General features: G+C 39.8%; 15 protein-coding genes. All 15 read right to left on the bottom strand.

Annotation, left to right across the window (positions count from 1 at the left end; genetic code table 11):
- Window positions 1–46: 46 nt before the first annotated feature.
- Window positions 47–736, bottom strand: coding sequence for a hypothetical protein (locus tag A0739_RS07510; RefSeq protein WP_061587565.1), 690 nt, complete (start codon window positions 734–736; stop codon window positions 47–49).
- Window positions 736–1,929 carry an AAA family ATPase gene (locus A0739_RS07505; protein WP_061587564.1) on the bottom strand — a complete coding sequence of 398 codons (1,194 nt, stop codon included), beginning with the start codon at window positions 1,927–1,929 and terminating at the stop codon, window positions 736–738. Before A0739_RS07505 ends, A0739_RS07510 begins: the two co-directional genes overlap by 1 nt.
- Window positions 1,930–2,231: 302 nt before the next feature.
- Window positions 2,232–6,743 (bottom strand): S8 family serine peptidase, encoded by a 4,512-nt coding sequence (locus A0739_RS07500; protein WP_061587563.1) that lies wholly within the window; start codon window positions 6,741–6,743, stop codon window positions 2,232–2,234.
- Between the two features lie 289 nt (window positions 6,744–7,032).
- Window positions 7,033–7,875 (bottom strand): aldo/keto reductase, encoded by an 843-nt coding sequence (locus A0739_RS07495; RefSeq protein WP_061587562.1) that lies wholly within the window; start codon window positions 7,873–7,875, stop codon window positions 7,033–7,035.
- A gap of 81 nt (window positions 7,876–7,956) precedes the next feature.
- Window positions 7,957–9,348 (bottom strand): peptidoglycan-N-acetylglucosamine deacetylase PgdA, encoded by a 1,392-nt coding sequence (gene pgdA / locus A0739_RS07490; protein WP_061587561.1) that lies wholly within the window; start codon window positions 9,346–9,348, stop codon window positions 7,957–7,959.
- Window positions 9,349–9,451: 103 nt separating this feature from the next.
- Entirely contained in the window at window positions 9,452–11,179 is a 1,728-nt protein-coding gene (gene ezrA, locus A0739_RS07485) for a septation ring formation regulator EzrA (RefSeq protein WP_000064808.1), read from the bottom strand.
- Window positions 11,180–11,259: 80 nt separating this feature from the next.
- Window positions 11,260–13,206 carry a DNA topoisomerase (ATP-hydrolyzing) subunit B gene (gene gyrB, locus A0739_RS07480; protein WP_000134074.1) on the bottom strand — a complete coding sequence of 649 codons (1,947 nt, stop codon included), beginning with the start codon at window positions 13,204–13,206 and terminating at the stop codon, window positions 11,260–11,262.
- A 13-nt stretch (window positions 13,207–13,219) separates the two neighbouring features.
- The gene (locus A0739_RS07475) at window positions 13,220–13,783 is read right to left on the bottom strand and encodes an HAD-IA family hydrolase (RefSeq protein WP_025169033.1); all 564 of its coding nucleotides are present in this window, start codon (window positions 13,781–13,783) and stop codon (window positions 13,220–13,222) included.
- Between the two features lie 460 nt (window positions 13,784–14,243).
- Entirely contained in the window at window positions 14,244–18,971 is a 4,728-nt protein-coding gene (locus tag A0739_RS07470; RefSeq protein ID WP_061587560.1) for a glycoside hydrolase family 70 protein, read from the bottom strand.
- An 86-nt stretch (window positions 18,972–19,057) separates the two neighbouring features.
- Window positions 19,058–19,921 (bottom strand): helix-turn-helix domain-containing protein, encoded by an 864-nt coding sequence (locus A0739_RS07465; RefSeq protein WP_000894364.1) that lies wholly within the window; start codon window positions 19,919–19,921, stop codon window positions 19,058–19,060.
- Window positions 19,922–20,294: 373 nt separating this feature from the next.
- The gene (locus tag A0739_RS07460) at window positions 20,295–20,849 is read right to left on the bottom strand and encodes a DJ-1 family glyoxalase III (protein ID WP_061587559.1); all 555 of its coding nucleotides are present in this window, start codon (window positions 20,847–20,849) and stop codon (window positions 20,295–20,297) included.
- A gap of 10 nt (window positions 20,850–20,859) precedes the next feature.
- A complete protein-coding gene (locus A0739_RS07455) occupies window positions 20,860–22,083 on the bottom strand; it encodes an FtsW/RodA/SpoVE family cell cycle protein (protein ID WP_061587558.1) in 1,224 nt (407 codons plus the stop codon).
- Between the two features lie 5 nt (window positions 22,084–22,088).
- Window positions 22,089–24,578 carry a bifunctional DnaQ family exonuclease/ATP-dependent helicase gene (locus tag A0739_RS07450; RefSeq protein ID WP_061587672.1) on the bottom strand — a complete coding sequence of 830 codons (2,490 nt, stop codon included), beginning with the start codon at window positions 24,576–24,578 and terminating at the stop codon, window positions 22,089–22,091.
- Between the two features lie 199 nt (window positions 24,579–24,777).
- Window positions 24,778–25,629 (bottom strand): NAD(P)H-hydrate dehydratase, encoded by an 852-nt coding sequence (locus A0739_RS07445; RefSeq protein ID WP_061587557.1) that lies wholly within the window; start codon window positions 25,627–25,629, stop codon window positions 24,778–24,780.
- A 126-nt stretch (window positions 25,630–25,755) separates the two neighbouring features.
- Window positions 25,756–26,238 (bottom strand): SIALI-17 repeat-containing surface protein (locus A0739_RS07440; RefSeq protein ID WP_155718977.1); only part of this gene is annotated, 483 nt, incomplete at its 5' end.

Here is a 26,238-nt window from a genome sequence, read left to right as displayed (position 1 = left end):
GTTGAAATTTTTTTACGCTAATTAATAAAAATTTCTTTAATTATAACTATGTACGAAAAGAAAAATCAAATATTTGCGGATAATCCATAATTATATCATCAGTATCTCCACAAAATTTAGTAAAAACTTCAACAAATCTTTCGAACGAGTCTTGTGAAAACAATTCTTCAAATTTTACTTGTGTTGGTAGAGTGCTTTGATAATTTTTACTACTAAAACCATTAACAAAATTTTTCAAGTCCATATATCTAATATAACTATCTTTATCTATTATTTTTCTTCTCACATAATCATCAAATCTTGAATCTATTCTGGAAGATTTTCTAATTGTGATATTTTCACCATCACTCGTATGATCGATTCTAAATTTTTTTTCTAAATTATTCTCTAAATAAACTAGTGTTTTTTCTTTTAATTTTTGTACTCCTTTATGGTAAATTAACACCACATTTTCAATAGAATAATAATCTAGTTTAAATAAATTTTCATGTTCAAAACTATCATCAAAATCTCCATCCACAATACCTATCACTCCACTTGTAGCTCTTTTAACTAACTTACGGACCTCAATACAATCTAACTTTTCCATGCTAACCATCGAACTTGGAGACACATAATATCTATAGAATTCTGGATCTTCAGCATAAATAACAATAGAATTTGTACTTAACTCATTCTCTATTTCCGGATCAATAATCGTATCTAAGCTAATATCTATATTTGAATCTTTTCTCATTATAGTTCAACCCTATTAAATCCTAATTCTTTACACGCCTTAAATATATATGGTGCATGAGTAGCGATTATCAATGTTTTATTAGCCTTCTTTAATATATTACTCATATCAAGCATTAATTTACTTTGATTTTTTATTGAAAGAGATATTTCCGGTTCATCAATCAAAATAATCTTCTCATCACTAAAAATACAATTAGCTAGTAGGGTAATTAATCGTTGTTCTCCAGATGATAAAAAACTCAACTCAATTTCATCCCCGTTTTTCTTTGCAATTAAACTAGAGTAATTTTCCATATTCACTTCTAGTTTAATGTTAGAGTATCTAGCCAAAAAGTCATTAAGTAACGCTAATCTTTCTATATAATATGCGATATCTTTGATATATTCTGTGGCCTCAGCATCATAAGAACACTTTAATTTATAATTAGCACAATTTTGTTTGGCAATTAAAAGCTCTTGTGTCATAAGAGATTCCGCGGCTTTAAACTCACTCAATTCAGGAGAAATATATTTTGAATTTTTATTTTGAAATAAAGGTTCAGAGAAGAAATTTTCATTTAGAGACTCACTGATTTCACTTCTAAAACTATTTTTAAATTTATAATTATCAAAATTCCAACTGATATACTCTAAGATATCTTTAGATAGATTAATCAATTCCATATCAAATTCAACATCAATATCTATATTTCTAACAGACCTTTCAATTTCTCGTAATAAATGTGTAATCCCATTTATTAACATGCTGATTTCCTGATATAGATTCCTTCTAGTTCCTCTTTCTAATATTCTCTCTAATCTCCTGCTATATCCAACAAATTTTGAAATTGGAAAAAAAGGCACAAATCTATTTTGGTTAATAATTTCAGAGAATACAATACACAAATCTTTAAATGCATCTGAATGATCATTAATAAAATTATCATATAAGTTATCAGCTAATTTATTTTCTCTATTCTCGCCATCAAATATGCTCAATATTGATTCATTATTAATTTTTATATATTCTAAATTATTTTTTTCTAATAATTCTAAAACACTTGAACTTATTTTCTTTAAATTTGCAATTGAACTTAATGTTCTTAATATTCTAGTTTTTCCAACACCATTATCACCATAAAGGACTGAAAACCCTTCAATAGAAAGGTTAATTTCTTTTGGATTATCTAAAAATTTATATGTTATATCCATTCTATATCTCCGTAAACACGAAAAAGAACCGTGTCTTTGCTCCTAAGTCTGTGACCTAGGGGCGTCAGAAACGCGGTTCCACCCTAATTTATTACTTCATTGTTTTTAAAAATACGACAGAAAGCGCCAGTTTCTTACCTTGTTCTACTTGGCTCCCACTACCCCAAGATCGCTTGAAGAACGCCATAAGACTTTCTTTCCTAGCTAGTATTATAGCAGATTTCCTAGCTAGTGTAAACCAAAAATGAGTCTGAAAACAAAGTTCCAGACTCATTTATCAGTAAAGCTTCAGAAAGTCCTATTTAAGGATGTCTTTTCGCTTTCGGTTTTTTGCCATGTAGATTTCTCTTGGCTTGTTTCAATGCTGTAATGGCATCTTTGACATCTTCTTGGCTCGCTCCTGGATCTTTAAGGAGTTCCTGTGCCTCTTTAAAAGTTAGAAGATAAGCTGCTTTTTCTTTCTTGTCTGCATAGATAAATCTCGCGTTCTTTTCTTGGAAAAGGCGTTCATCTTTGACCAGTTTCTTCAAACTAGAGAAGTCAGTAGCTTTGCCATTCAGTTTGCTTTTAGCCGTCGCTAGGGCAATGAGAGATTGGTCAATTTGATCCTGTTTGACTTTAGGATCTACAGCTAGTAAGGCAATTTCTTGGAAGGCACGATCATAAGCTCGACGTACTTTTTCCTTGGCATTAGCATATCGTCCAGTTTTAGTCGTTGCGTAGTAAGCTTTCATAGCTTCTTTCAAGGCTGTAACGTTCGAATCTTTTCCATCCAAAGCTTTACCAGCAGCCTCAAGACTAGCGAGAACGCCATCAATCAATTCTTGCTTTAATTTGCTTGACAAGGCTGACTGTGCCACTTGGAAAGCTCGGTCATAAGCTTTTCTCTTATCCGCACTACTATTAAAGTAACGAGACGTTTCTACCAGTTCTTTTTGTTGATTTACCGCAGCAATCAAGGCTAACTTAGACACAACAGATAGACGCAAAGCATTATTTCGACCTGGCTGAACGAGCAAGGAAACGAGATCTTCAAGGAGTTCATATCCAGTTGGCAAGGTGACTTGTACAGTATAACGACCTGTAGCAACTTTCTTACCAAAGGCGTATTGACCGTATTTTTCAGCAGGAAGAGTGATACTTGTCCCATCTTCTCCTTTCAGAACCACAGTAGTCGTCTTTGGAACTGCTTGATTGAAGGAAACAGACACAGGTGCATATTCTAGGAGATTTGCTAGGAAGGTAATGGTTTGGAAACTATTTTCTTCCGTCAAGTCAAACTCTTGGGATAAGGCACTGATAAATTTCAATTCTGTTCGGTCATAACTGAAAATTTCTGCTGTATAATGACCAAACTGTAAGAAATGAATCGCTTTTGTCTTGTCAACATCAACATATTGCCCCTTGCTATTTTTGATTCGATAGACGTAGAGGGTATCAATATCCTGGTTTGTTTTTGCATCCTTCAAGGCAATTTTCATTCGACCACTATTTTGATCGCGGACAAGTTCAGCAAGTGAGATATAGTCTACATTTCCTGCATAATCCTCTACAAGATAGTAAATATTAGCCTTGTCAACATCCTTAGGAAGTGTATAACTACCATCAGCATTGGCCTTAATCAGATGGGTGTTTTCAAGCGCACGAGTTCCAGACTGGTCTTTCCCAGTTAGAACCATGGTCCCTTTTTGGTCAAATGGTGTGAGGTAGAAGACTTTTTCTGAAAGGATACCGCCTTGACCAACATCTTTTGGTTTGCGAGCTACGAATTCTTGTTTTCCATCTTTAAAGCGAATATAACCACTTGTGATGACAGGTTTTTGAGTGTCAATTTGAATTTTAAAGGTCGTGTATTGTTCTTTGGCACCTGGAACATCTGGTGTGTAACTAATAACATAGTCATATAAACCATCCGCTACGGTATTGCCATCAAAATCCTGACCTCTCCAAGCAGTATTATCTAAAATATAGCTCTTCAGATTTCTACTGTCTCCATCAAAATAATTCTTACGGAGATCCCTTGCATCGCCCTCCCAAATAGGATGTTCATGCTTGGTATCTGTAGCCGCATAAACTGTTGCCCGAAGATTTACAAGGTTTCTCAAAGCAACCGTTTTGTATTCAATTAGGTCTTTGTTTCCATCATCATTTGGAGAAATGGCAATACGGACATTCCCTTTTTCGTCCAACTGAAGAACATGCTTACCTTCAGCATTTTGTTCGATCCCCAAAACGGTAATTCGGCGTCCTTGGCGTTGACCTTGAGAAACTAGAAGGTCATTTTGCAAGGTTGCGAGATAGGTGGCATCATTAGAGTAGTTAACGGCAGGATTTTCCTTGTCTACTTCTGTGTAAAATCCATTTTTTCCTTCTCGAACAAGGTTGTAAATTGGTTTTTCGACAGCAGGAAGATTTTGGAATTCACCTCGGAAGCCCATAAATGCAAGACTCACAATATCCCCATCATCTGCTGGATCTACAAATCGAACAAACCCTTCAAGGAAATAGCCATTTGGCATTTGTTTGCTGAGTTGATCAGCAAATTTTCTGGCATCTACTTTAACGGTAACTGTTTGACTGCTGTGGGCTTTGACCGTCACTTCAGGCCAGACTGTCTCCGTTAGTTTTCGCGGTCGAAGGGTGAATTTTCCATCTTGGACCTCGTCTGTATTGGTATTCACTACCATCTTGAGAGTACGGTCAGTATCTGAAATATTGTGTACAGTGACCTTGAAAGTAAATTGATCTCCAACATTTCCTAAAGTCACGCTTGGATAGCCATTTTCACCCGTTACATAGAGGTCTGTTGACACTGCAGCAGCTGTATCCACAATACCAGAACCTTGCTGACGAGGAGAGGTATAAGTGCCTGTGTCCTTATTAACATGTGGTTTTGCAGTTGACATGATCAAGGCCTTGACAGTCTCTGATACTTGCTCAGGAGTCAATTCTGGATGGTGTTTTTGAAGGTATTCCTTAACCAGAACTGCAACACCCGTAACGTGAGGAGCCGCCATACTGGTTCCGCTGATACTACCATAGGTATTGTCATTAAAGGATGAGTAAATATTGCCGCCAGGAGCTGTCACGTCTGGTTTCAATTGTCCATCGGTAGTCACTCCCCAACTTGAAAAGTCAGATAGCTGATTGGCTACATCAGAAGGACGATTATCCATCTTACCATTAAAAACAATCTTGTAGTTTCCTGATTTTAAGGCTTCACCATACTGTTTAGAAATAAATACAGAAGGAATTTTCTTTGCTTCATCATCAATAGCCATATTGATGTTTGCACCTTCTACATTATTGTAGATCAAAGCACCAAGTGCACCGTGTTTTCGTGCATTTTTGATCTTCTCTGAAAAGTTCATGGCTCCACGCTGAATGAGGGCAAGTTTCCCAGTTAAATCCAACTTCGCAAAATCTTCTTCACGACCTAACCCTGCTTCGACGTATTCGTACTCTTTTCCTTTTTCAAAGTCCTTATCTGCTTCAGGTTGATTATAATCAAATTTTCCGTTATGAAGGCCGGCATTTCCCTCTAGACCTTTGACTTCAAAAACGGCTGTCGTCAATGTTTTGTTGTTGACAGAAGCAACTGAAATCGAATCCTCAACAGTGGATGGATTTCCAACCAAGCCATAGTCTGGGTTTTCAGCTAGTGGTTTTGAATAACCATTTCCGAATGTATTACTATTTCCTGCTGAGATAAGAACAGAAACTCCCTTGGCACGAGCCCGTTTGATGGCATCCACGATATCGGAACCAGCATCCACCATAGAACCAGTGCTAGATCCCAAACTCATATTAATAGCATCTGCTCCTAAGGCAACTGCGTCATCAATCGCCTTTACATAAAGAGCAGAACTGGTCGTCTTTTGGCGATCTGAAAAGACACGCATAAACATGACTTGGGCTTCTGGTGCAACACCATAGACCTTTTCACCATTCGGTGCTTCTTTATCAGGGTTTCCAGCAGCAATCCCTGTTACGTGCATCCCATGAGAAGTTCTTTCTGCTTCTTTGATCTTATCTGTTCCGTCAAAGTAGTCATAGGCATAGACAACCTTATCGCTATACCATTTACCGTAGTCGATTCCAGCAGCCTTTTTAGCTGCTTCGATGGCTTCCTTGTTTTTAAATTTTGCTTTTGACGGATCCGAAATTCGAAGAACCTCATGATTCAAATCAAGCCCTGAGTCAATAATGGCAACAACGGTCCCTGTCCCCTTGTAACCAGCCTTCCAAGTTTTCGGTACTGTGATGATATCATTGCTTGAAAGACTATTGGGTTTTGCAGACTCAGCTTTTTCTTGTTCTTTTTCAGTAGTTGCTGTTTCTCCAGTAGTTTTAGGAGCTGTCGTTGCTTTAGCCTCTTTTTTCTCTATGGTAGAGGCCTTCTCAGTAGCAGGCGCTGTACTGGTATCGACTGTTGTTTCTTTTTGAACGACACCTTGATTTTCTTCTTTTGCAACTGCGCTATCTTTTCCTGATTCTTGGGCTTCAGCAGTTTTATCAACCGGAGCATCTACCTTAGCATCTTGTTTACTAGCATCCTCTTTAGAAGTTTCAACTTCTTGTTTCTCTCCAACTACTGGTGCTATCCCATTAGTATTGGTTTGGTCAGTAGAAGAGTTTGAGTGTTTATCGTCTTTTAGCTCTGTCTTAATTTCCTGAGTTTGATCTTGATTTTCACCTGTACTCTGCTCATTGGCACTGACTTGACTTGCTCCAAAAACCAATGCAGTTCCCAATAAAACTGAAGCAAGACCAAATTTGTATTTCCGTAATGAAAAACGTTGTCGTCTATTCATAAATAATCTCCTTTTTCTTTAAAGTATACCTATTATAACGCAAATAATCATAAATTTTCATAAAAATCTGAATTGTCACAAAAATGTAATATTTACGTATATATTTTACTTATTTAATTTTATAATTCGTGTTATTTGCCCCATCAAACCAAAGTTTTTTAAATTCGTTCCTATATTTCAATCCATAAAATTATTTCATTATACAAACAATTTAGATTTTTTATACATAAAAAGACTAGGATTTAAAATTCCTAGTCTTTGTTAATTCGGTATAAATCGATTTTAAAAATTAAAAATCCATCTCATCCACACGAGGTGCGCCCGAAGTCACTGAAATTGTCTTTAAGACTTCTCGCTCGTCTTTGCTGAGTTCAATTCCAAAACAGTCAAGATTGCTCTGGATGCGAGAGGCTGTCACGGACTTAGGTAGGGGTAAAAATCCTTCTGCCAAACTCCAAGCCAAGGCAATTTGAGCCACTGTTTTCCCATGCTTCGCAGCAATTTTTTGGACTTCTTTCTGTTCAAACAACTCCCCTTGCCCAAATGGTCCCCATGCCTCTAAGAGAATTCCTTTCTCTTTACAGTAGTCAACCACTTCCTCTTGATAAACTCCTGGAGCCAAGCGTACCTGATTGACCGCCGGGATAATTCTTGCTGTCTCAAGCAAGGCATCCAAATGATGGGGAAGGAAATTACTAACGCCGATAGCACGGATTTTTCCTTCTTGGTAAAGGTCCTCCATCGCTCTCCAGACTTCAGCATTGCGAGTTTTCCATTCGTCATTTTCTCTTAAAGGTTTTGGATTTGGCCAATGGATAAGGTACAAATCTAGATAATCCAATCCCAGTTTTTCCATTGATTCTTCAAATGCTTGGCGAGCTTCATCATAGCTGTGATTGGTATTCCAGAGTTTGGTCGTTACAAAGATTTCTTGTCGTGGAAGACCGCTATCTCGAATAGCACGACCAACACTTTCCTCATTTTTATAGATAGCTGCAGTATCGATATGACGATAGCCAGCCTTTAAGGCTTCTAAAACGGCTTGGTAGGCTACCTCTCCATTTTCAGCTTTCCATGTTCCAAATCCTAGTACAGGAATTGAAACTCCATTATTAAGGTTGTAAGATTTCATCGTTTTTCCTTTCTATGTGAAGAAAATCTAAAGAAACAAAATCCTGATTATCAGAACACTTGCCCCTTTAGATTTTAACAATTATTGATCACGATCGTAATAGATCTCGTGAGCTTTCAAGCGAGAATTGAGCAATTCAGGAACGGTCACAAATGTATACCCTTCACCCTTTAAATACTCAATGACACTTGGTAGAGAATTAACCGAAGGACCATGAATATCATGCATGAGGATGATGGAACCATTGCGAACCTGACGTTGAATCTCTGTCAAAATGGCTGTCTCGTTTTTACTCTTCCAGTCCAAACTATCCACGTCCCACATGATGAAGCTTAAATCAAGGCCGTTTCGAATATCATCAGTGATGGCACCATAAGGTGGGCGCATCAGTTTAGAGCTTGATCCTAAAACTTGAGTTAACAAATCTTCTGTATCAGTGATTTGCTTTTTAGCGTCTTCGAGCGAAAGTTGTGAAAGAACGGGATGACTCCAGCTGTGGTTTCCTACAACATGACCTTCTGATTTCATTCGTTTTAGAAGATTTTCATTACCTGCAATGTTTTTACCAAGTACAAAGAAGGTTGCTTTTACACCATATTTAGCTAAAGTATCCAAAGCCTGTGTGGTTGTAGTTGGATTTGGACCATCGTCAAAGGTCAAGGCTACAACCTTTTTATTTTTCTTAGCAAAGTATGCTTGGTAAAGTTCAGCATCCTTTTCTAATAGATAAGAAGACTCAATGACATCAAAGAAACTGGATATTGGTAAAGCAATTTCCTCAACAGTCTCTCCAGCATTAGCAGGATAAAGGATGATTTGACTATCCTTATAATCAAAGCTCCAAGATGTCAATTCTTGGTCTGTGAAGCTCTTTATAACTTGATCAATTTTTTCCTGGTCAAGTTTCTTATCTTCTAGAGTTGATTTGATTTGAGTCAGTAAGAGTTCCTTAGCCTTGCTTGCATCTTTGAAAAGTCTACTGAGGTCAAAATCTTTCCCATCTTCAGTCAAGAAAATTTTCCCTAAGGAAGTCTTTTCTTTTTCTTCAACCTTTAATGCAGACAAATCATAGACTTGCTTGCTGATATTACGAGCAACAACTCCCTTTAAGACGTGGTCCAACTGCTCGGTATAATAAAAGACCAAATCCTCTTTATCTTCCAGCTTTTCTTTGATATCCTGGTTGATTTTTTCTCTAACAGACGCAATGACTTCTTCTCCTTGCAGAGGGTAGTAGGCAATCACCTCAGCTTGGCCTTTTCGAAAATGGTCCTTCTGACTACCTGAGTTGAATTGCTGGTCCTTTTCGCTTTTTAGCGCTTCAATTTTTTGTTCGTAAGATTGCTTTTGTAGTAGCTTATAACCAATAGCACTCCCTAATAGAATCGTAGCAATTCCTAAGATTCCAACAAGGGAAAGCAATAGCCTTCTCGTTTTATCGTGAGAAACACGTTTCGCTCTATTTTTTTTCATATTTCCATCATATCAAATCGAGGCTATTATTTCAATGATAAACAGGGATTCTGTCTTTTTTTAGGAAAATAAAAAAGCTTAGAAATCTTCTAAGCTTCTATTTTTAAAAACGAATCGCTTCACGTGTTTTCTCATATGAAGTTACAAAACGGTTTGTAACCCCTGGTTCAGCAACTTCCAAGGCTTGTGAAATTTTTTCAAATGATGCCTGGTAGTCAAACTCTTTTTCAAAAATTTCAAGCGCTTCGTTGAAGGCCTCTTGGATACGCTCATCGAATGAACGGTAACGGTTTGAGTATTGCAAGAGTTGCTCCGTCAAGGTTGCATATTGAACGATATCATAGGTTTCTGTTTCAAGTGCTTCCATATCATTTGTTGCAATTTCAAGAACGCGTTTAACCGATTCAATATTCACTTGCGGTTGTTCTAACTCTGCCATCAAATCTTCTGTGTTATGACTTGCAGTAAAGAAAAGTTTCAAGAAACTTTGGGGAATACCTGGCAAGTTTCTCTTCTCCATGTAACGTTTGATAGTATGCAAACGGTTCACATAGACATTTGCTTTTTGGCGAGCATTGAGGTCGTCTTTTTCAATTTGCGCAAGTCGTTCGCTAACAGAGATTTGCTCATCCTCTATATCCTTGAGGTTGCTTTGAAGCATTTCCAACTGTTCTTCAAGAGCAGAGTAGGCTTGTGTTGACTCACCTTTATCCTCTGTCACTTCCATGATTGCCGTATCAAGTGCAGCCAATTCTGCTTGAAGACGACGAACATGATTGCCATCACTTTCAGGAAGAAGGTAGGTTTTAGTCAAACGTTCAAGATCTTGAACAAGCACCTGATTATTTTCTTTCAAGTGGTTGAGATAAGTTGGTAATGTCGAAAGAAGACTTTCAACCACTTTTTGAGCTGCAATTTCACGAGTGAAGATATCATAAAGTGCGTTGATTTCTTCTTGGATGCGATTATTTTCATACTCTGCATTGTCCAATTCCAACTGACGAATATTTTCTTGATTATTTTTCAAAGACTCATGCAAAAGTTGGAAACGGGATTCAATATCTGTTTCTGTAAAGTGGTAGTTGGCATCCAACAGCTTGCGATAACCTTCTTCCAAATCTGCCAATTGTTCTGGCAGTTCCTTTGTCAAGGTTTCAACAAGAGCTGGAATTCGCTCAACGATGTGTGTCAAAGCGAGAATATGATTTTCAGTTGAATCAAGAATTGCTGCCGCTTCAACCGGGTCACCTGATGAATTTAGGGTAACAAATTGAGAGAATTCAGATTGGATGTTTTCCAATTGTTTCTCAATCTCAGGAAGGGCCTTCCCATATTTCTCCGAGTCTTCTGCAACAGTATGTTGAAGGGATTCAAACAAGTCCAAAGCATGAAGGACACGGCCACTATTCTTAGATTCTTGTTTTTCAAGTTCAGAAAGGGCATTGCGAATAGCTGCAATATCTTCTTCAATCAAGCCAATTTGGCTCTCAATTTGATCAATCTTGTGAGAAGCTTTGAAAAAACGGAAAGAATTATTGTAGCTTTCAGCTTCAAAGAGGTGATTTTCAATATCAGCAAATGAGTTCAGAGATAAATCAACCCATTTTTGGTTCCATTCACGGAAGGTCACCTGGCTTTGACCAATCAAGTGCATGTTTTTAACGGCTTCAACCTCATCATTTACAGGAAGGTTGTAGAGTTCTTCTTTTCTTTCTTCAAGGGCCGTTAATCTGCTTACATTACGCTTACGTAAAAAGATAGCTGTTACATAAGCTAAGATCAGAATGACTGCAATTGCAACCATTAGATAAATTAGTTGTCCATTAGACATATCAAACTCCTTTTATACTAGAAACAATCGTAATGATTATATCATATTTTTTAAACCAAGGGAACTATTTCCCACATTTTTTAGACGTCAAGTGTACTGTAAACAGCGTTTTCTTCGATAAATTCGCGACGAGGTTCTACTCGATCTCCCATCAACATATCAAAGATTTTATCTGCTTCGGCAGCATCATCTACCGAAACACGCGCCATCAAGCGATGTTCAGGATCCATGGTTGTTTCCCATAATTGGTGGTCATCCATTTCTCCCAAACCTTTATAACGTTGGATGGTTGGTTTTGAACGCCCTTCACTGTGACGTGCTAAGGCTTCTTGGAGTTTAATTTCTTGATCTGCACCAGGTTGAATGTATTCTTTGATCTCACTTCCAACCTTAACCCCATAAATCGGTGGTTGGGCAATGTAGACATAACCAGCCTCTAAGATTGGTTTCATATAGCGATAAATCAAGGTTAGCAAGAGAGTTCGAATGTGGGCTCCATCAACATCGGCATCGGTCATCAAAACGAGTTTTTGGTAACGAGCCTTAGTGACATCAAATTCTGCACCAAATCCTGTTCCCATGGCTGTGAAAAGACTTCGAATTTCTTCGTTTGCAAGGATTTTATCCATGCTAGCTTTTTCAACGTTCAAGATCTTACCACGAATTGGCAAGATAGCTTGGAATTCACGATTACGACCAGATTTGGCTGATCCACCAGCTGAGTCTCCTTCGACGATGAAGAGTTCGGTTTCAGCAGGGTTGTTAGAAGAACAGTCTGCTAGTTTTCCTGGCAGATTGGAAATTTCCAAACCAGATTTCTTGCGTGTGACTTCACGCGCACGCTTGGCAGCTACACGAGCCTTGGCAGCCAAGATCCCTTTTTCCACGATACGCTTAGCAATCTGAGGATTTTCCATGAGAAAATCAGAGAAGGCATCGCTGAAGAGTCGATTGGTAATCTTGACTACTTCGCTATTTCCCAATTTAGTCTTGGTTTGTCCTTCAAACTGCGGATTAGGGTGCTTGACAGAGATAACAGCTGTCAATCCTTCACGAACATCTTCCCCTGTTAGGTTATCTTCATTGTCTTTTAGTAGCTTATTCTTGCGAGCATAATCATTGATAACACGTGTCAGAGCTGTACGGAAACCTTGCTCATGCGTACCACCTTCATGGGTGTGAATGTTATTGGCGAAACTCATGACGTTTTCGTGGTAACCGGTTGTGTACTGCATGGCTACTTCAACTGTGATATCATCCATCTCACCGTCTGTGTAGATTGGTGTATCAAAGATAACATCCTTGTTCTCGTTGATATATTCAACGTAACTAGCAATCCCACCTTCATAGTGGTAATGTTTAGTCTGTTCGAGACCTTCACGCTTATCTGTGATGGAGATTCGAAGGCCTCGGTTCAAAAAGGCTAGTTCTTGAATACGTTTGTTTAATTTTTCAAAGTCAAAAGTCGTTGTTTCTGTAAAAATCTCTGGATCTGGTGTGAAGTGAACTGTTGTTCCCGTTTTATCTGTATCTCCAACCACCTCAAGATCAGCAACAACATGACCACGACGGTATTCTTGGTAATGAATCTTACCGTTTTTATGAACATGAACATCTAGTTGAGTTGAGAGGGCATTTACTACTGATGAACCTACACCGTGCAATCCACCTGAAACCTTGTATCCGCCACCGCCGAATTTTCCTCCAGCGTGAAGGACTGTAAAAACGGTCTCAACAGCGGGACGTCCTGTCTTTTCCTGAATATCAACAGGAATTCCACGCCCATCATCCACAACGGTGATGGAATTATCAGGCTCTATAAAGACTTGGATGTGACTGGCAAATCCAGCTAGAGCTTCGTCAATTGAGTTATCAACGATTTCCCATACTAGATGGTGAAGACCTTCTTTTGAAGTCGATCCAATATACATACCTGGACGCATACGAACAGCTTCAAGTCCCTCCAAAACTTGAATTTGACTGGCATCATAATCCTGTGCCTGTTGATTTTTGATTTCTTCTGTCATTTTTTCCCTTTTCTTACATGTCTATTGCTTGTCTCAATGTCGCAACGTTATTAAAAAGATAGGCATCTAAGCCAGCAGCTTTACCTGCTTCTACATCAATATTTCTGTCACCAATGACCAAACCAGATGTAATATGATATTTATCACGTAAATAAATCATGGACTCAGGATCTGGTTTCCGTTTAAAGCCAGAACTGGCAGTCACCACCTCGGTGAAGTAGTTCGCTATCTGGGTCTTAGCAAGAAGTTCTAGCACTTGGTCATTTCGATGAGAAACCAAGAAATGGCGACCACCCTTGTCCGAAATGTCTTTGAGTAATTCTGGAATTCCCTCAAACAAAACTGGATGCTCTAGCTCACGCGCCTCATTTTCTTTGTAGTTCTCTAAAAAAACCTCGATATCTGGTGCAAACTTCTCGATGGCAAAAGCTGTCGAAACCTTCAAGGCTTCGTAGACACGGTCGTGTTCTTGCTCTATTCCGTATTGGGCTAAGGTTTCTACAAAAGCTGCTGTAGAAGTCTCATAATTATCCAATAGGGTACCACCTAAATCCCATATATAGTCGTGATATTTCATACCCTTCATTATACCATTTTTTTATGAAAAAAGCGATGATTTCCTAGATTTTTCGGCTCTATAATTTCTATAGAGAGTAAAACACTATTGCATCGATGGAGCCTTTTTGTGAAGAATAGCTCCTATTTAAATAATCAAGCAAAATCTTTCTTCTCTCAAATGCACAAATTAAAAAATAGAAACTACTAACAACCGCGTCATTATTCGCAAACGAAACGCTTTTGGATTTCCAAACTTTAAAAATAGAATCCTCATTGCTTTGAATACCACATTAGAGAGCAGAAAAAGATTATTCCAATATGGAATCTCTTGTTAATTCATTACAGTTTCCAATGATTCCATCTTTCTTTTCAATTGTAATTTATTCTCCAAACAGTCAAAAAACGATAACGTCCTTTAAAGGAGTTATCGTTTTTGTATATCGTCAGATAAAGTTTGATTTTTATTGAGCTACATTCGATTAGTTTCTTCCGAAGTTTTGACCTCTACCATCGCGGTCAAAATACATCCAACTTCCATCTTCAAGTTGAATCCATTTGCTTCGAGCCATATCCCCTGAATTGGCATCGAAATATCGACTAACTCCATTCACATCAACAACTTTTCCTTTGACTTGCTTACCGTCTTGCGTGAAATAGAGAGTCTGTTGACCAACCTGCTGCAAGCCTGTCACTGCTTTTCCAGTTTGATCAAAATAGTACCACTCATTTGGGGAACCTTCGACAAACTTGTTGGTTGCCATCTCTCCTGAGTTAGCATCAAAGTAACGGATACTCTTATCTGAAAGTGTCACGATTTTGCCCTTGACTTGCTTGCCATCTTGGTCGAAGTAAAGTGTTTGTTTGTCAATCTTTTGAAGGCCTGTCACTGCTTTACCAGTTTGGTCAAAGTAATACCATTCGTTCTTGGCACCTTCTGCAAACTTGCCGACTGCCATTTCTCCTGAGTCGGCATCAAAGTAACGGATGGATTTATCAGCCAAAGTTACTACTTTACCCTTGACTTGCTTACCATCTTGGTCAAAGTAAAGTGTTTGTTTGCCAATCTTTTGAAGACCTGTCACTGCTTTACCAGTTTTGTCAAAGTAATACCATTCGTTCTTGGCACCTTCAGCAAACTTGCCGACCGCCATTTCTCCTGAGTTGGCATCAAAGTAACGGATACTCTTATCTGAAAGTGTCACGATTTTACCCTTGACTTGCTTGCCATCTTGGTCAAAGTAAAGTGTTTGTTGACCAATCTTTTGAAGACCTGTCACTGCAACTCCATCTGCTCCGAAATAGTACCAATCACTTGGGTTATCACCTTGAGCAAAACGATTGATAACAGCATTTCCTGAATCCTTGTCAAAGTAACGAAGTTTGCCATCTTTAGCACTCACAATCTTGCCCTTAACCTGATAGCCGTTTTCATCAAAGAATTGCTGTCCATCTCCTATCTTGACAAGACCTCGAGCCATAACGCCCTTGGCATCAAAGTAACGCCAGTTTTGACCATCAGTAGTGTAGTAACGGTTGAGAACTTGGGCACCAGTTTGATCATAGTAGTACTGATTACCATTTTCATCTTCACGGATAGAATCACGAAGTTGAATACCATTCTTCAAGAAATAAACGTGCTTGCCATCAATTTCATGAGCACCTGTTACAAGATAGCCTCGTTTATCGAAGTAATACCAATTTCCATTTTCATCTTGGATAAAGGAATTTTTAGCTTGATAACCACTAGTTGAATAGAACTTAGTACCATTGGCATCACTAACAAATCCTGTGTAAGCATTCTTATTAACTAATTGCTTAGGCAATACTATCTCGCCATTTCTGTTAGTGAGATAGTCGTTGCTAGCCCAGTCTTTAAGAACATAGTAAGCACCACGACCTAAGATATTGGTACCATTGAAGTACTTAGCCGACCACTTGGTAATCTTCTCATCTGTTGTCATCTTTTGACCATTGGAAATCTGTACTCGTTCAAAGATTTCTGGATATTTAGCTTTGAGCTCATCTAAGAAGGCGCCACCGTACTTACCTTGGAAATCAGTTCCATTGGTCTTACTATTAGCTACATAGAGTTTTTCCTTGATTTCTGCACCTTCACGGTAGGTTCCGTAGTTGTTGACACGTGTTGCTGTTACCACTTCCTTACCTGGTAGGTTATAGATTTGGTCTGGTACCCAGTCCGCGATGGCTTGGATATTAACACTGTGAAGCGCACGAAGAGCATTGAGCAAATCTTTTAAAGAACCATATTTATTGTTCTTGCTCATCGCCATATCATAGCGGTCTTCAAAGGCATAACCATTCTGAATGATAGAATCTAAGAAAGTACCGTCTTGGCTAGATACATACTGAGGTGGTAGCTCAAATGAAGTTACTCCCCATTCCTTGAAGAGGTTGACATTTTTAGCAATGACTTTATTGGTATATTGGTCATCGCGGGTTGCAAAGTCTTGGAAGTTAGAGAAGCCTTCGTAAATCAACTGAGAATCAAGAGCTGCGCTAGATTCATAAACTTGACCACTAGCGTTTTTCTTCTTGCTTGCTGTTGTACGAGCATCCTGATCTGCCTTAGCGCCAACTGGTACCCAAACAGCCAGATATCCAGAAACCTGTACATTGCTGTAGCCTGCAATATCATTCATATCAAAGGTCAAAATACCATTAGCATCTGTCTTCTTCCAGAGCGATTGCGGCACTTCTTCGTCAGTTAGATAGCGGGAAATACCATCTTTGGTCGTCAAAAGCACAGGGCGATAGTATTGATTCTTGTGGGCTGCTCCCATATTGACTTGCAGTTTATCCCATACATTTAACTTGAGGTTAGGGTTGTTTGAAGCAATCACAGCCATCCCTTGAGTACGAGTTTCTGCTGTTCCTTCATCTGTTGCTTCATTGGCACCAGTACCGTAGCGGACAGAAGTCAAAATACCATTGTAAGACCATTTATCAGCCTCACGAGGTACACCCATATATGTGACTTTCATGTCTTGTCCACCTGCTACATACTTAATACGAGCACGCAACAGGGCATCGATAGCATCGTGGTAAGGAGATTTTTTCTCCATATATTGACCGTCATCTGTATAGAGATCACCATAGTAGACCCGAGTGATGGAGTCTTTGTTGGAGAGCATGAGAGCATGAGCAGTTGGGATATTGAACTGCGTATACTTCTTGTCGGCCTTGCGCATATCTTCGTTGTAGATCTTGAAGGCTTGCTTGAGCTCATCCATGGTAAAGGTCAAACCATCCGTGTTTGGATTGATATTTTCTCGGATGATATCGGCAATAACGGTTTGTACTTCACTGTCATGAGCCCGCACAAAGATATAGTTAGCCATTCGTTCGCCATTTTTCTTTTCAGAAGAACGATCATTTAGACTATTTGTAATCGTTGGCTCTACTCCGCTACGGATAGATAGATTACGCATGAATGAATAAAGCAAGGACAAGCGTAGCTTGTTGTCAATTGCTAGTTGAGCACCTTTAGTATCTTTGTTGTAGTCAGGATCGTTATCAGACCAAGCTTCCAAGATAGACAAATGCTTGATGGCTTCTTCTTCACTTTCTCCAACCTTGTAGCGAGACTTGAAGTAGTCAGATGCGATTTGGAGCAAGTCTGCGTTGACATTGTCCACCGCATCGACACGAACTCCATCAAAATTAGCAGTCGGATCATTGGCTACGATGCTTCCAAAGTTCATCATAAAATGCAACCAGTTGAGTTGTTCGGACTGAACAGCTGGATTAGAGTTGTCAAAGTCGTTAGCGAGCAAGAACTCATAACCACCGTTTGACTTGTCAATGAAGTACTTAGGTTTACCTGTTTGACTAGTAGGGGTACGGTTAAGCAGACGGAACTTAGAGTCAGCATGAGAGCTCTTCTCATTATTAGTATAAAGCAAAGCTCCACCCTGCAAGTGGTCCTTTTTAGTACCAGTTGTTTCAGACTCTGACTTGATATTCCAGTTTGGCTGGGTTTTGACAAAGGCACCCATCAGCGTTCTCAACCATTTGGTATCGCCTTCTTTACCAATTTTTTCCTCAATTTTGCGCTGAACCTGCTGAGAAGCACCTGTCAGGAGAGCTTGTTCCACTTTGTTTTCAAAAGCACCTGCTCCCAGACCTTGCTGGTTCATATAGTTGAGGTAATTAATCTGAGTACGTTTATCAGGCCACCAAGCCATCAAAAGAGGACGTAAGTCTGTTTCTGTCGATGCCGTCCATGTTTTTCCATCTTTTAAGATGAACTTTGGACGATACCAGCTATCTGCTGTCAAATAACCGTCTACAGTTTCAATATCCTTGTCAGTCGTACCATAGAAAGCATTCTTTTGGGAGAATTCATTATTGAGACTGCTGGTTCCTTGTTGGAACTGATATTCATTTGAATCAACTAAGGCACCCGTTTCTGCATCAAAATAAAGTATTCTCCCATTAAGTTCAACTGCAAAGTTCTTTTTAACTGTACCATCGTCCTGAACATAGTAATTTTTACCATCAATGGTCTTAATATGAGATAGGACATCATCATCATGGTCAGCATTTACAGGTGCAGGTTGAGCCTGATCTGCTACCATTCTTTCAGCTACTGCTCCTTGTTTTTGAGCAGGTTCGGGCAAGCGATCTTTCTTTGCAACCTTTGGATTTGCAACAATCTTGTCTTCAACAGCCGATTTTTCTCGTTTGCCGCCTTCTTGGTCTTGGGCAGTTGTTGGCCCTGCTTGTTTATCCTGGTCTGCTACTTCTGTTTTAGGGGTTTCTGTGATTGCATTAGTAGCTTTAACTTCTTCAGCAACAGCAGCCTTTTCTGTAGATGCTTCTTTCGTATCTGCTGGTTTAGCAGGCTCTTGAGCATTGGTTTGAACTGTTTCTTCTGTATTTTCTGCTGGTTTAGCAGGTTTTTCACTAGCAGCAACATCGCCTGTCACCTTGTCTGCAGGGGTTGCTTTTTCTGCTTCTTGCTCAGATGCTATTTTAGCTTGGGCTGGAGTTTGCTGACCCGGACCACTAGTCTGAGCTGTAGCAGGTTCTTGAACTACAACCTGCTTTACATCATCCGCATGGACAACGCCTGGTTCTAGACCAAGTACCTTTGGTGCTACAATAAGGGCCAAGGTAGTCAAAGCAATGGCTACCCAGTTTTTCTTAACTTTATGCATCTTATAATGAATCTTTTTCTCCATCATAAAGCCTCCTTCTGAATTTAGTATAAAGTTATGCCCTTATTCTAGTATATTTTTCAAAATGATCATTTTTTGTTGCACATCTACAACTATGAAAGGCAAATTCTTTCAAACTGTTCTTTAAGCTTTTGGGCAACACCAAAGGAATCTAAAAATTCAAAAAAAGATAGGCATTGCTCGATGTCACTGAGAGCATTAGTATTCCCAACCTTGTAGGCATACAGAGCCCTATGATACTTAATCAGCGTTCGATCATATAGATCTGTTTCAGGAATTTTAGAGTGATCGAGATAATTGAGAAACCTCATAGCAACTAGCAGATGGTTTCCTTCTATACAGACGCTAATGACATTAAGTAGCATCTTGATAATACGGCGGCGATTTTCAGGTAGGTTGTTATAAAACTGGGTACGATTGATCATCTCACTAGCGAAGGTTTCCAACGTTTCCAAGGTCATCAAATCAACACTGTTTGTAAAGAGCCAGAGTTCATAACGCCCCCACTCCTCAACAGAAAAGAGATGATCCGTCAGAAATTCTATATCCTTCTTGCTAATCTGAAAATCTGGGCAACAGGAAGACAGAAGAGCTCTGACAATGATCGTATTGAGTTTATAGTTTTTCTTCTCAGGAAACTGTTCGGTCAAAGCTTCTGAGCTAGACAAAATATTCTGGAGCTTGACAACATTGTTTTCCTGATATGCATCAGCTACTTTTTTTGAGAACAGCACATCATCTGAATCAATGTAATTATGGTAAACATACTGAAACTCCTCTAGGGAAACGGCCATATTTTTTAAACAGCAATAAAAAGAATCAAGTGTGATCCCATTGACTCCCCGTTCAAAACGGGATAGCTGAGCTACGGAAATATCACCAGCAGCCACCTCTTTCAGGGACATTTTTTTTGATTCTCTAATGACTTTGAATATTTTTCCGAAAGTTTCCAACATATCACTCCCCCAGTTTCGTATATGCAAAAAATTCTTACTAATTTTAATATACTAGTAACACGTTTCAATTATATTACAGAGAAAGTACTTTATATTTCAAATTAATACAAGCAGATTAATTCGCATGATAAAGCATTTTAATATAGCATTTATTGAATATTCTATCTTTTTCAAGAATCTATTGATTTCAGTAGAAATCTGAACTATTCTATCTAACAACTTGAAAACACTAACATTTCTAGAGATAGATTTCCTTCTTATGCTAGACAAAGCTTGATTGATTTATAAAAGATTGATATAAAAACGTAAGACAATCATATGAAACATTTTTAGACACGGAGTAAATAAAAAAAACGAGAGCCGAACTCTCGTCTTACTGTTGATTTCCAAAGACATCTCGATAGAGCATGCCGTCTCGTAAACTTTCGGCATCTCCTCCCAATTGCTCTACCAACTCATAGGCAAAGGCAAGGGCAGTTGACGGTCCTCGGCTGGTTGTTAGATTACCATCCACAACCACTGTTTGCTTTTGATAAATTCCGTCAGTAATTTGCTCCTGAATTCCGTCATAACAAGTAAAGTGTTTGTCTTTCAGGACACCTGCTTGATGAAGAACGATTGGGGCTGCACAGATGGCAGCAATTTTCTTTCCTGCTTGGTCAAAGGCTTTAATCTCAGAAATGAGGGCTGGATTATCCCGTAGGTGAGCTGATCCTGGCATACCTCCTGGAAGAACGACCAAGTCATAATCGGACAAACCACCATCAAAAACACGATCAGCTTTTACCTGAATGTCATGTGACCCTGTCACCTGCTCTTCAAATCCTACCATATCACATGAAATGTTTGCTCGACGCAAGACATCAACTACTGTCAAGGCTTCAATTTCTTCAAAACCCTGGGCTAAAATAACTGCTACTTTTGCCATAGTGGCCTCCTTATTTGATTTGTTTTAGGACGACTTTCTTTCGTTTGAATGGAACTTTTCCACTTTTCTCTTCTGCTAGATTGGTCTGGTAACTCATAGACAAGAGAAGACCGACACCGATGAGGTTACTAATAATAGCGGAGCCCCCTTGAGAAATGAAAGGCAGAGGAATCCCAGTCAGAGGAAGCAAACCTGTCACGGCACCGATATTTTCAAAGATATGGAAGAGCAACATCATGATAAAACCAGTCGAAATATAGGTGTAGAACTGGTTGTTTGACTTAAGTGTAATCTTCAACATCCGATAAATAAGAAGCAAGTACAGAGCAACCACAAAGACTGAACCAATGAAGCCAAAGTCTTCAGCAATTACGGTGAAAATCATATCACTTTCACGTACTGGAATGAGGAGATTGGACACATTGAAACCTTGTCCAAACAAGCCACCACTTCCAATCGCAATTTGTCCCTGCGCCTGTTGGTAAGTCGTTGTTTGCGCAAAGTCAAAGGGATTGAGCCAAGCCAAAATGCGGTTGATCTGGTAAGTTGGCATCCCAATCTGATGCAAGAAGGCACGTCCATCCTTGCTTATAAAGATGGCCATGAAGCCTACAACTGCAGTCACCCCTGTCGCAAAAACAGGAATGATAATCTTCCACGAAACACCTGAAAGGAGAACCATACCGGAAAAAATAGCTACAAAGACCAAGGCAGTCCCCAAGTCACTTTGTAGGGCTAAGAGGATCAAGACTGGTATGGTAAAGGCAATCATCCAACCAATCAATAGGAAATCCAAGGGAATAGTCCGTCGCCATTCCTTGTGTTTTTGAGTGAATCTTACAACGGCACGAGCCAACATCAAGATATAGGAAATCTTCATGAACTCCGATGGCTGGAAAAGTGTCGTTCCACCGATTGATACCCAGTTCTTGGCACCTGTTGACGCTACAAGATTTGGGTTGTAGAAAACAAGAGGTAGGACCATCAAAGCTAGCCCTAGCCCATAAAGATAGGGAGTCACCTTCCATAAAAACTCGGTATTAAAGAACATGACCACAAATCCAATGACAAGACCCAAGGCAATCCAAGCGATTTGCTGACCTAGAATTGGTAATACATTATTTGGATAGTCATGACTAACTGCTATATAAATGGCCACTACTCCAATCACCAGTAAACAAAACACTGGTAGGAGGAGGCTATAATCGACTCGAGAGTCGAAGGAACGTTTCATATTTTTTACCTTTTCTCTTTCTGGGATTTTTCTTTCATTCTATTGCGACGAGATTGGAGAAAATCAGCTACAGCAGGCTCTAGCTGGTCTCTAGAAAGGACCTGAACAGCCCTTTCTTTTGACAAGGCTTGGGCGATTTGTTTGCCGTAACGCTTGCTGACGACACGACTGTCTAAGATTAGAGCAATCGAACCTTGGTCAGATCGTCTAACAGTACGACCAAGGGCTTGTTTTAGCCGAATGATAGCCATCGGTAACTGATAATCATAGAAAGGATTCTTCCCTTCTTGACGCAGTTCCTGGTTTAATTTTTTGGTTAACGGTTCATGGGGATTTTGGAAAGGCAATCTCGGAATCACTTGAATTACACAAGGATGGGTTGAAAAATCAACCCCTTCCCAGAAACTACCTGTTCCAAGCAAGATCTGGCGCTCACCTTTTTCAAAACGTTTTTTCAGTTGGCTTGGTTCCCCATTTTTATACTGAGCTAGATGAGGTTGGTCGAGCAGGTCCGAAACTGCCAGCAACATTTCTTTTGAGGTAAACAAGACCAATAAGGGTTCTTGAAAGGCTTGTAAGCTTCGAATGACAGAAGCCACTTCACTAGCATAGTCAAAAGGCGAAACTTCTGTCACAAGAGGAAAGTCATTGACTAGAAAGACTTCTTGTTGCTCCTGTTTTGCTACATCAAGCTTAACAAGCGGAGCATCCGGAAATCCCAATAGATCTGCTAGGGAAACTCGATTGCTGATTTCAAGAGTGGCCGATACTCCTAGGAGACTGCAATCTTCTGGCAATAAATCTGCTAGTATAAAGCGGCCTTTTTTGCTTGAACAAATCAAGACATCCTTGCTCGATTTCTCTGCTGTAGCAAGCCAAAATTCACGGTCCGAGGTGAAAAAGTTTGCAAGCTCTCGATACTCTGGGATAACTAACTCCGAAAAATGCTGACGCAAGTGTTCGAGAGAATCCAACCACTTTCCATTCTTAAGACCTGACTGATACTGGTCCATCAAGTAACGACATTCAAAGCCAATACTCTCAAGCAAACGTTTCTGAATCAAATCTTCCTCTGTCTCCAAGGACTTTTCAATTTGAGTAACAAGATCCTCAAGGCGATAAGCCTGCTGGGCTAGATTTTCCAGAGCTATCAGCATTTTTTGAGCTTCATCCAAAATTACCAAACGGTTGTCGACAAACTCTGGATTGTCTTCCAAACGAGTGACCAGATAGGCATGATTGGTCAGAAGAACACGACTGGTTTTGGCCTTTTCCTGCCCTCGTTTCCAAAAATCCTCTGTAGCAAATAAACTTTTCTTTGAAAGCTTGCCGTCGTGGACTAGTTCAGGCAGAAAGTGCTGATAGCGATAAAGTTGCCCGATTTCGTCTAAATCACCAGTCTCTGTCTCCGTTAGCCAGATGAGCAGTTGCATTTTAAAACGTGTGAAAAGGCGATTGGACTCAGATCGATAGAGAATTTGGTGAAAGGCATCCAATTTCAAGTAATTTTGAGGCCCCTTGAGACTATGAATCTCCAGATGGAAAACCTCTTTTAAACGCTGACCTTCTTCTTGCATAATCTGATTTTGAAGAATTTTGGTCGGAACACTCACTAAAATCCCGGCATCACTCTTCAAATTCAAAGCTGGAAGGAGATAGCCGTATGTCTTGCCCAGTCCCGTTTGAGCTTGGATAAAGGAAGTTTGGTGCTCTTCCAATAATTGCTCAACCTTCTCCGCAAATTCCAACTGTTGCGGACGCTCCTCCAGTCCCAATAAGGAAATATTTTTAGCAAAATCTTTGGATAACTTGCGTGGGACTAAGGCTTGACTTTCCTTTCTGAGGAAAAGCCCATGAAGTTCCATCAAGTCGGGCGAAGATAAGAGAGATTGTTGCTGATAGACCTCCTCAATCACCAGATAACTTTCATAGAGAAGGTTGTCTGCAAGTTTTAGCAAGCTTTCTAAGAGCCCTTTTGGTAACTCAAATAGTTTTTGACGCATGTAGAGCAAGAGTTCAGCTGTTGCCTGAGCATCTGACAGGGCAGTATGGGCATGTTCCAGCTCAATGCCCAACTCTTGACAAAGGATACCTAAGTTATACTTTTCAAACTGAGGATATAGAACTTGGGCAAGCTCAACTGTATCCACCCGCGGTGTACGCAATTCATATCCTTCAAAAAAGAGAAATTCTGCAAGAAGGTTGGCATCAAACTGTACATTGTGCGCAACAAAAATACCGTCCTTAACCAATTCAAAAATTTTTCCGGCCACCTGAGAAAACTCTGGTGCCGCAGCCAAACGCTGATCGGTCAGACCCGTTAATTCTTTGATATGAGAATCCAAGGGTTCATGGGGATTGACATCGGTCGCATACTGATCAATGATTTCACCATTCTCAATCACCACAATGCCTACTTGAATAATTTTTGCCTTGCTTCCGGTGCTGGTCGCCTCTAAATCAACGACCACATACCGATCATTTCTCGCATTCATCATTAAAAATTATATCAAAAAAAGCATGATTTGACACCCCTCAACTTTGATAACAATCTCGCTTTCCTTGCGAGTTTGAGTAAAAACCCAGACCTTAAAAGTGAGAATTTCACGCAAGTTCAGCAGTTGGTCGCTAGTTCTGAGGTATTTGAAAACCTTATCAACAAAGCTACATCAACATAAAAAGGCAACCAAGGTATTAGCTGCCTTTTTGAGATATTTTTTTCATTGTTTTCGGAAGAGCTTTACTAATTTCGGTAGGCAAGACAAGGTAGTTTTCTTGAGCTAGTTCTTGCGCAATAGCTGAATGAAGGTGAGTTGCTGCCACCACTCTCTCATAGAGACTGACTTGGTGAAACTGACCTGCAAAACCTGCAATCATCCCAGCCAGAGTATCTCCCATCCCACCAGTTGCTTGATAGGGACCTCCAACCTGTAACTGATAATATTCAGACTGACCAGCTTTCCAGATACGAGTCGCTGAACCCTTCTCGACTAGAATCGTCCTTTGAGGAAAAGCAGAAAGAGCCCTAGCAGTCGCCTCTGTATTTTGATGGTCAAGAACTATACCAGACAGTCTTTCCCATTCCTTTTGGTGGGGGGTTAGGATGAGCTGACTAGATGGGAATGTCAAATGAGCTTTTGCTAAGATGCCCAAAGCACCGCCATCTGCAATCAAAATCTGGTCTTTTCTAAGGCTGTCAAAGACCCGTTTTACGAGTTCTTCTCCGAATGCATCCTCTCGCAAACCCGGACCTAGCAAGACAACTTCTGCCTTTTCCAACTGCTCTTTTAACAATTGCTGATCTTGAAGAGAAAATGCCATGGCCTCAGGTAAATGACTGTGCAGAGCCGGAATATTTTCCTTATCCGTGCCAACAGTCACCAACCCTGCCCCGCTTTTGACAGCTGCAATGGCTGACATGATGATAGCTCCCCCATAAGGATAGGTCCCTCCCAGCAAGAGCAGGCGACCGTAATCTCCCTTATGGCTGTGACGACAACGTTCAATAATGACTTTTTCTAATAAAGCTTGATCAATCACTTTCATCGTTTTTTTCCTCTCTATTCATTATACTATAAAGTTTATTGACCTTGCATCTTAAACATAAATCTCTTCCTTCATATAGAAAAAGAGGGGACAAAGCCCCTCTACGAAATATCTCTTTTTTCAAAGTCAATTAATTTCTTTTTTACTTTTTGCGACAAAGATAGCAGATAGAGCTAGTCCAACACTTGCCAAGAAAATAGCTGTTTCTGACTGTTTCTCACCAGTTTCTGGCAATCTCTTGTCTTCTTTGGCAATTTGAACTGGTGCTCCTGAAGTCTGAGTTTTTTCTAACGAACTTAGCTTGAACTCTGGTTTCTCTACTGTCGGTGCTGCCTGGTCGCCTACTGTTGATAAGGGACCTGTGTAAGCTGGGAGCTCATGTTTAAAGGCCATAACGGAGTTGACTCCGCCCTGGAACTCAGGTTTCTCTACCATTGGAGCAGCTTGGTCACCTACTGTTGCTAGCGGACCTGTGTATTCTGGCAATTCATGCACTAGAGCCATCACTGCATTGACACCGCCCTTGAACTCAGGTTTCTCTACTGTTGGAGCAGCTTGGTCACCTACTGTCGCTACTGGGCCTGTGTACTCTGGAAGTTCATGTACTAG

The organism is Streptococcus oralis, from assembly GCF_001588645.1.
Taxonomy (GTDB): domain Bacteria; phylum Bacillota; class Bacilli; order Lactobacillales; family Streptococcaceae; genus Streptococcus; species Streptococcus oralis_AB.
The sequence above is the reverse complement of the archived record's forward strand: the minus strand, read 5'-3'. Positions and strand labels throughout refer to the sequence as shown.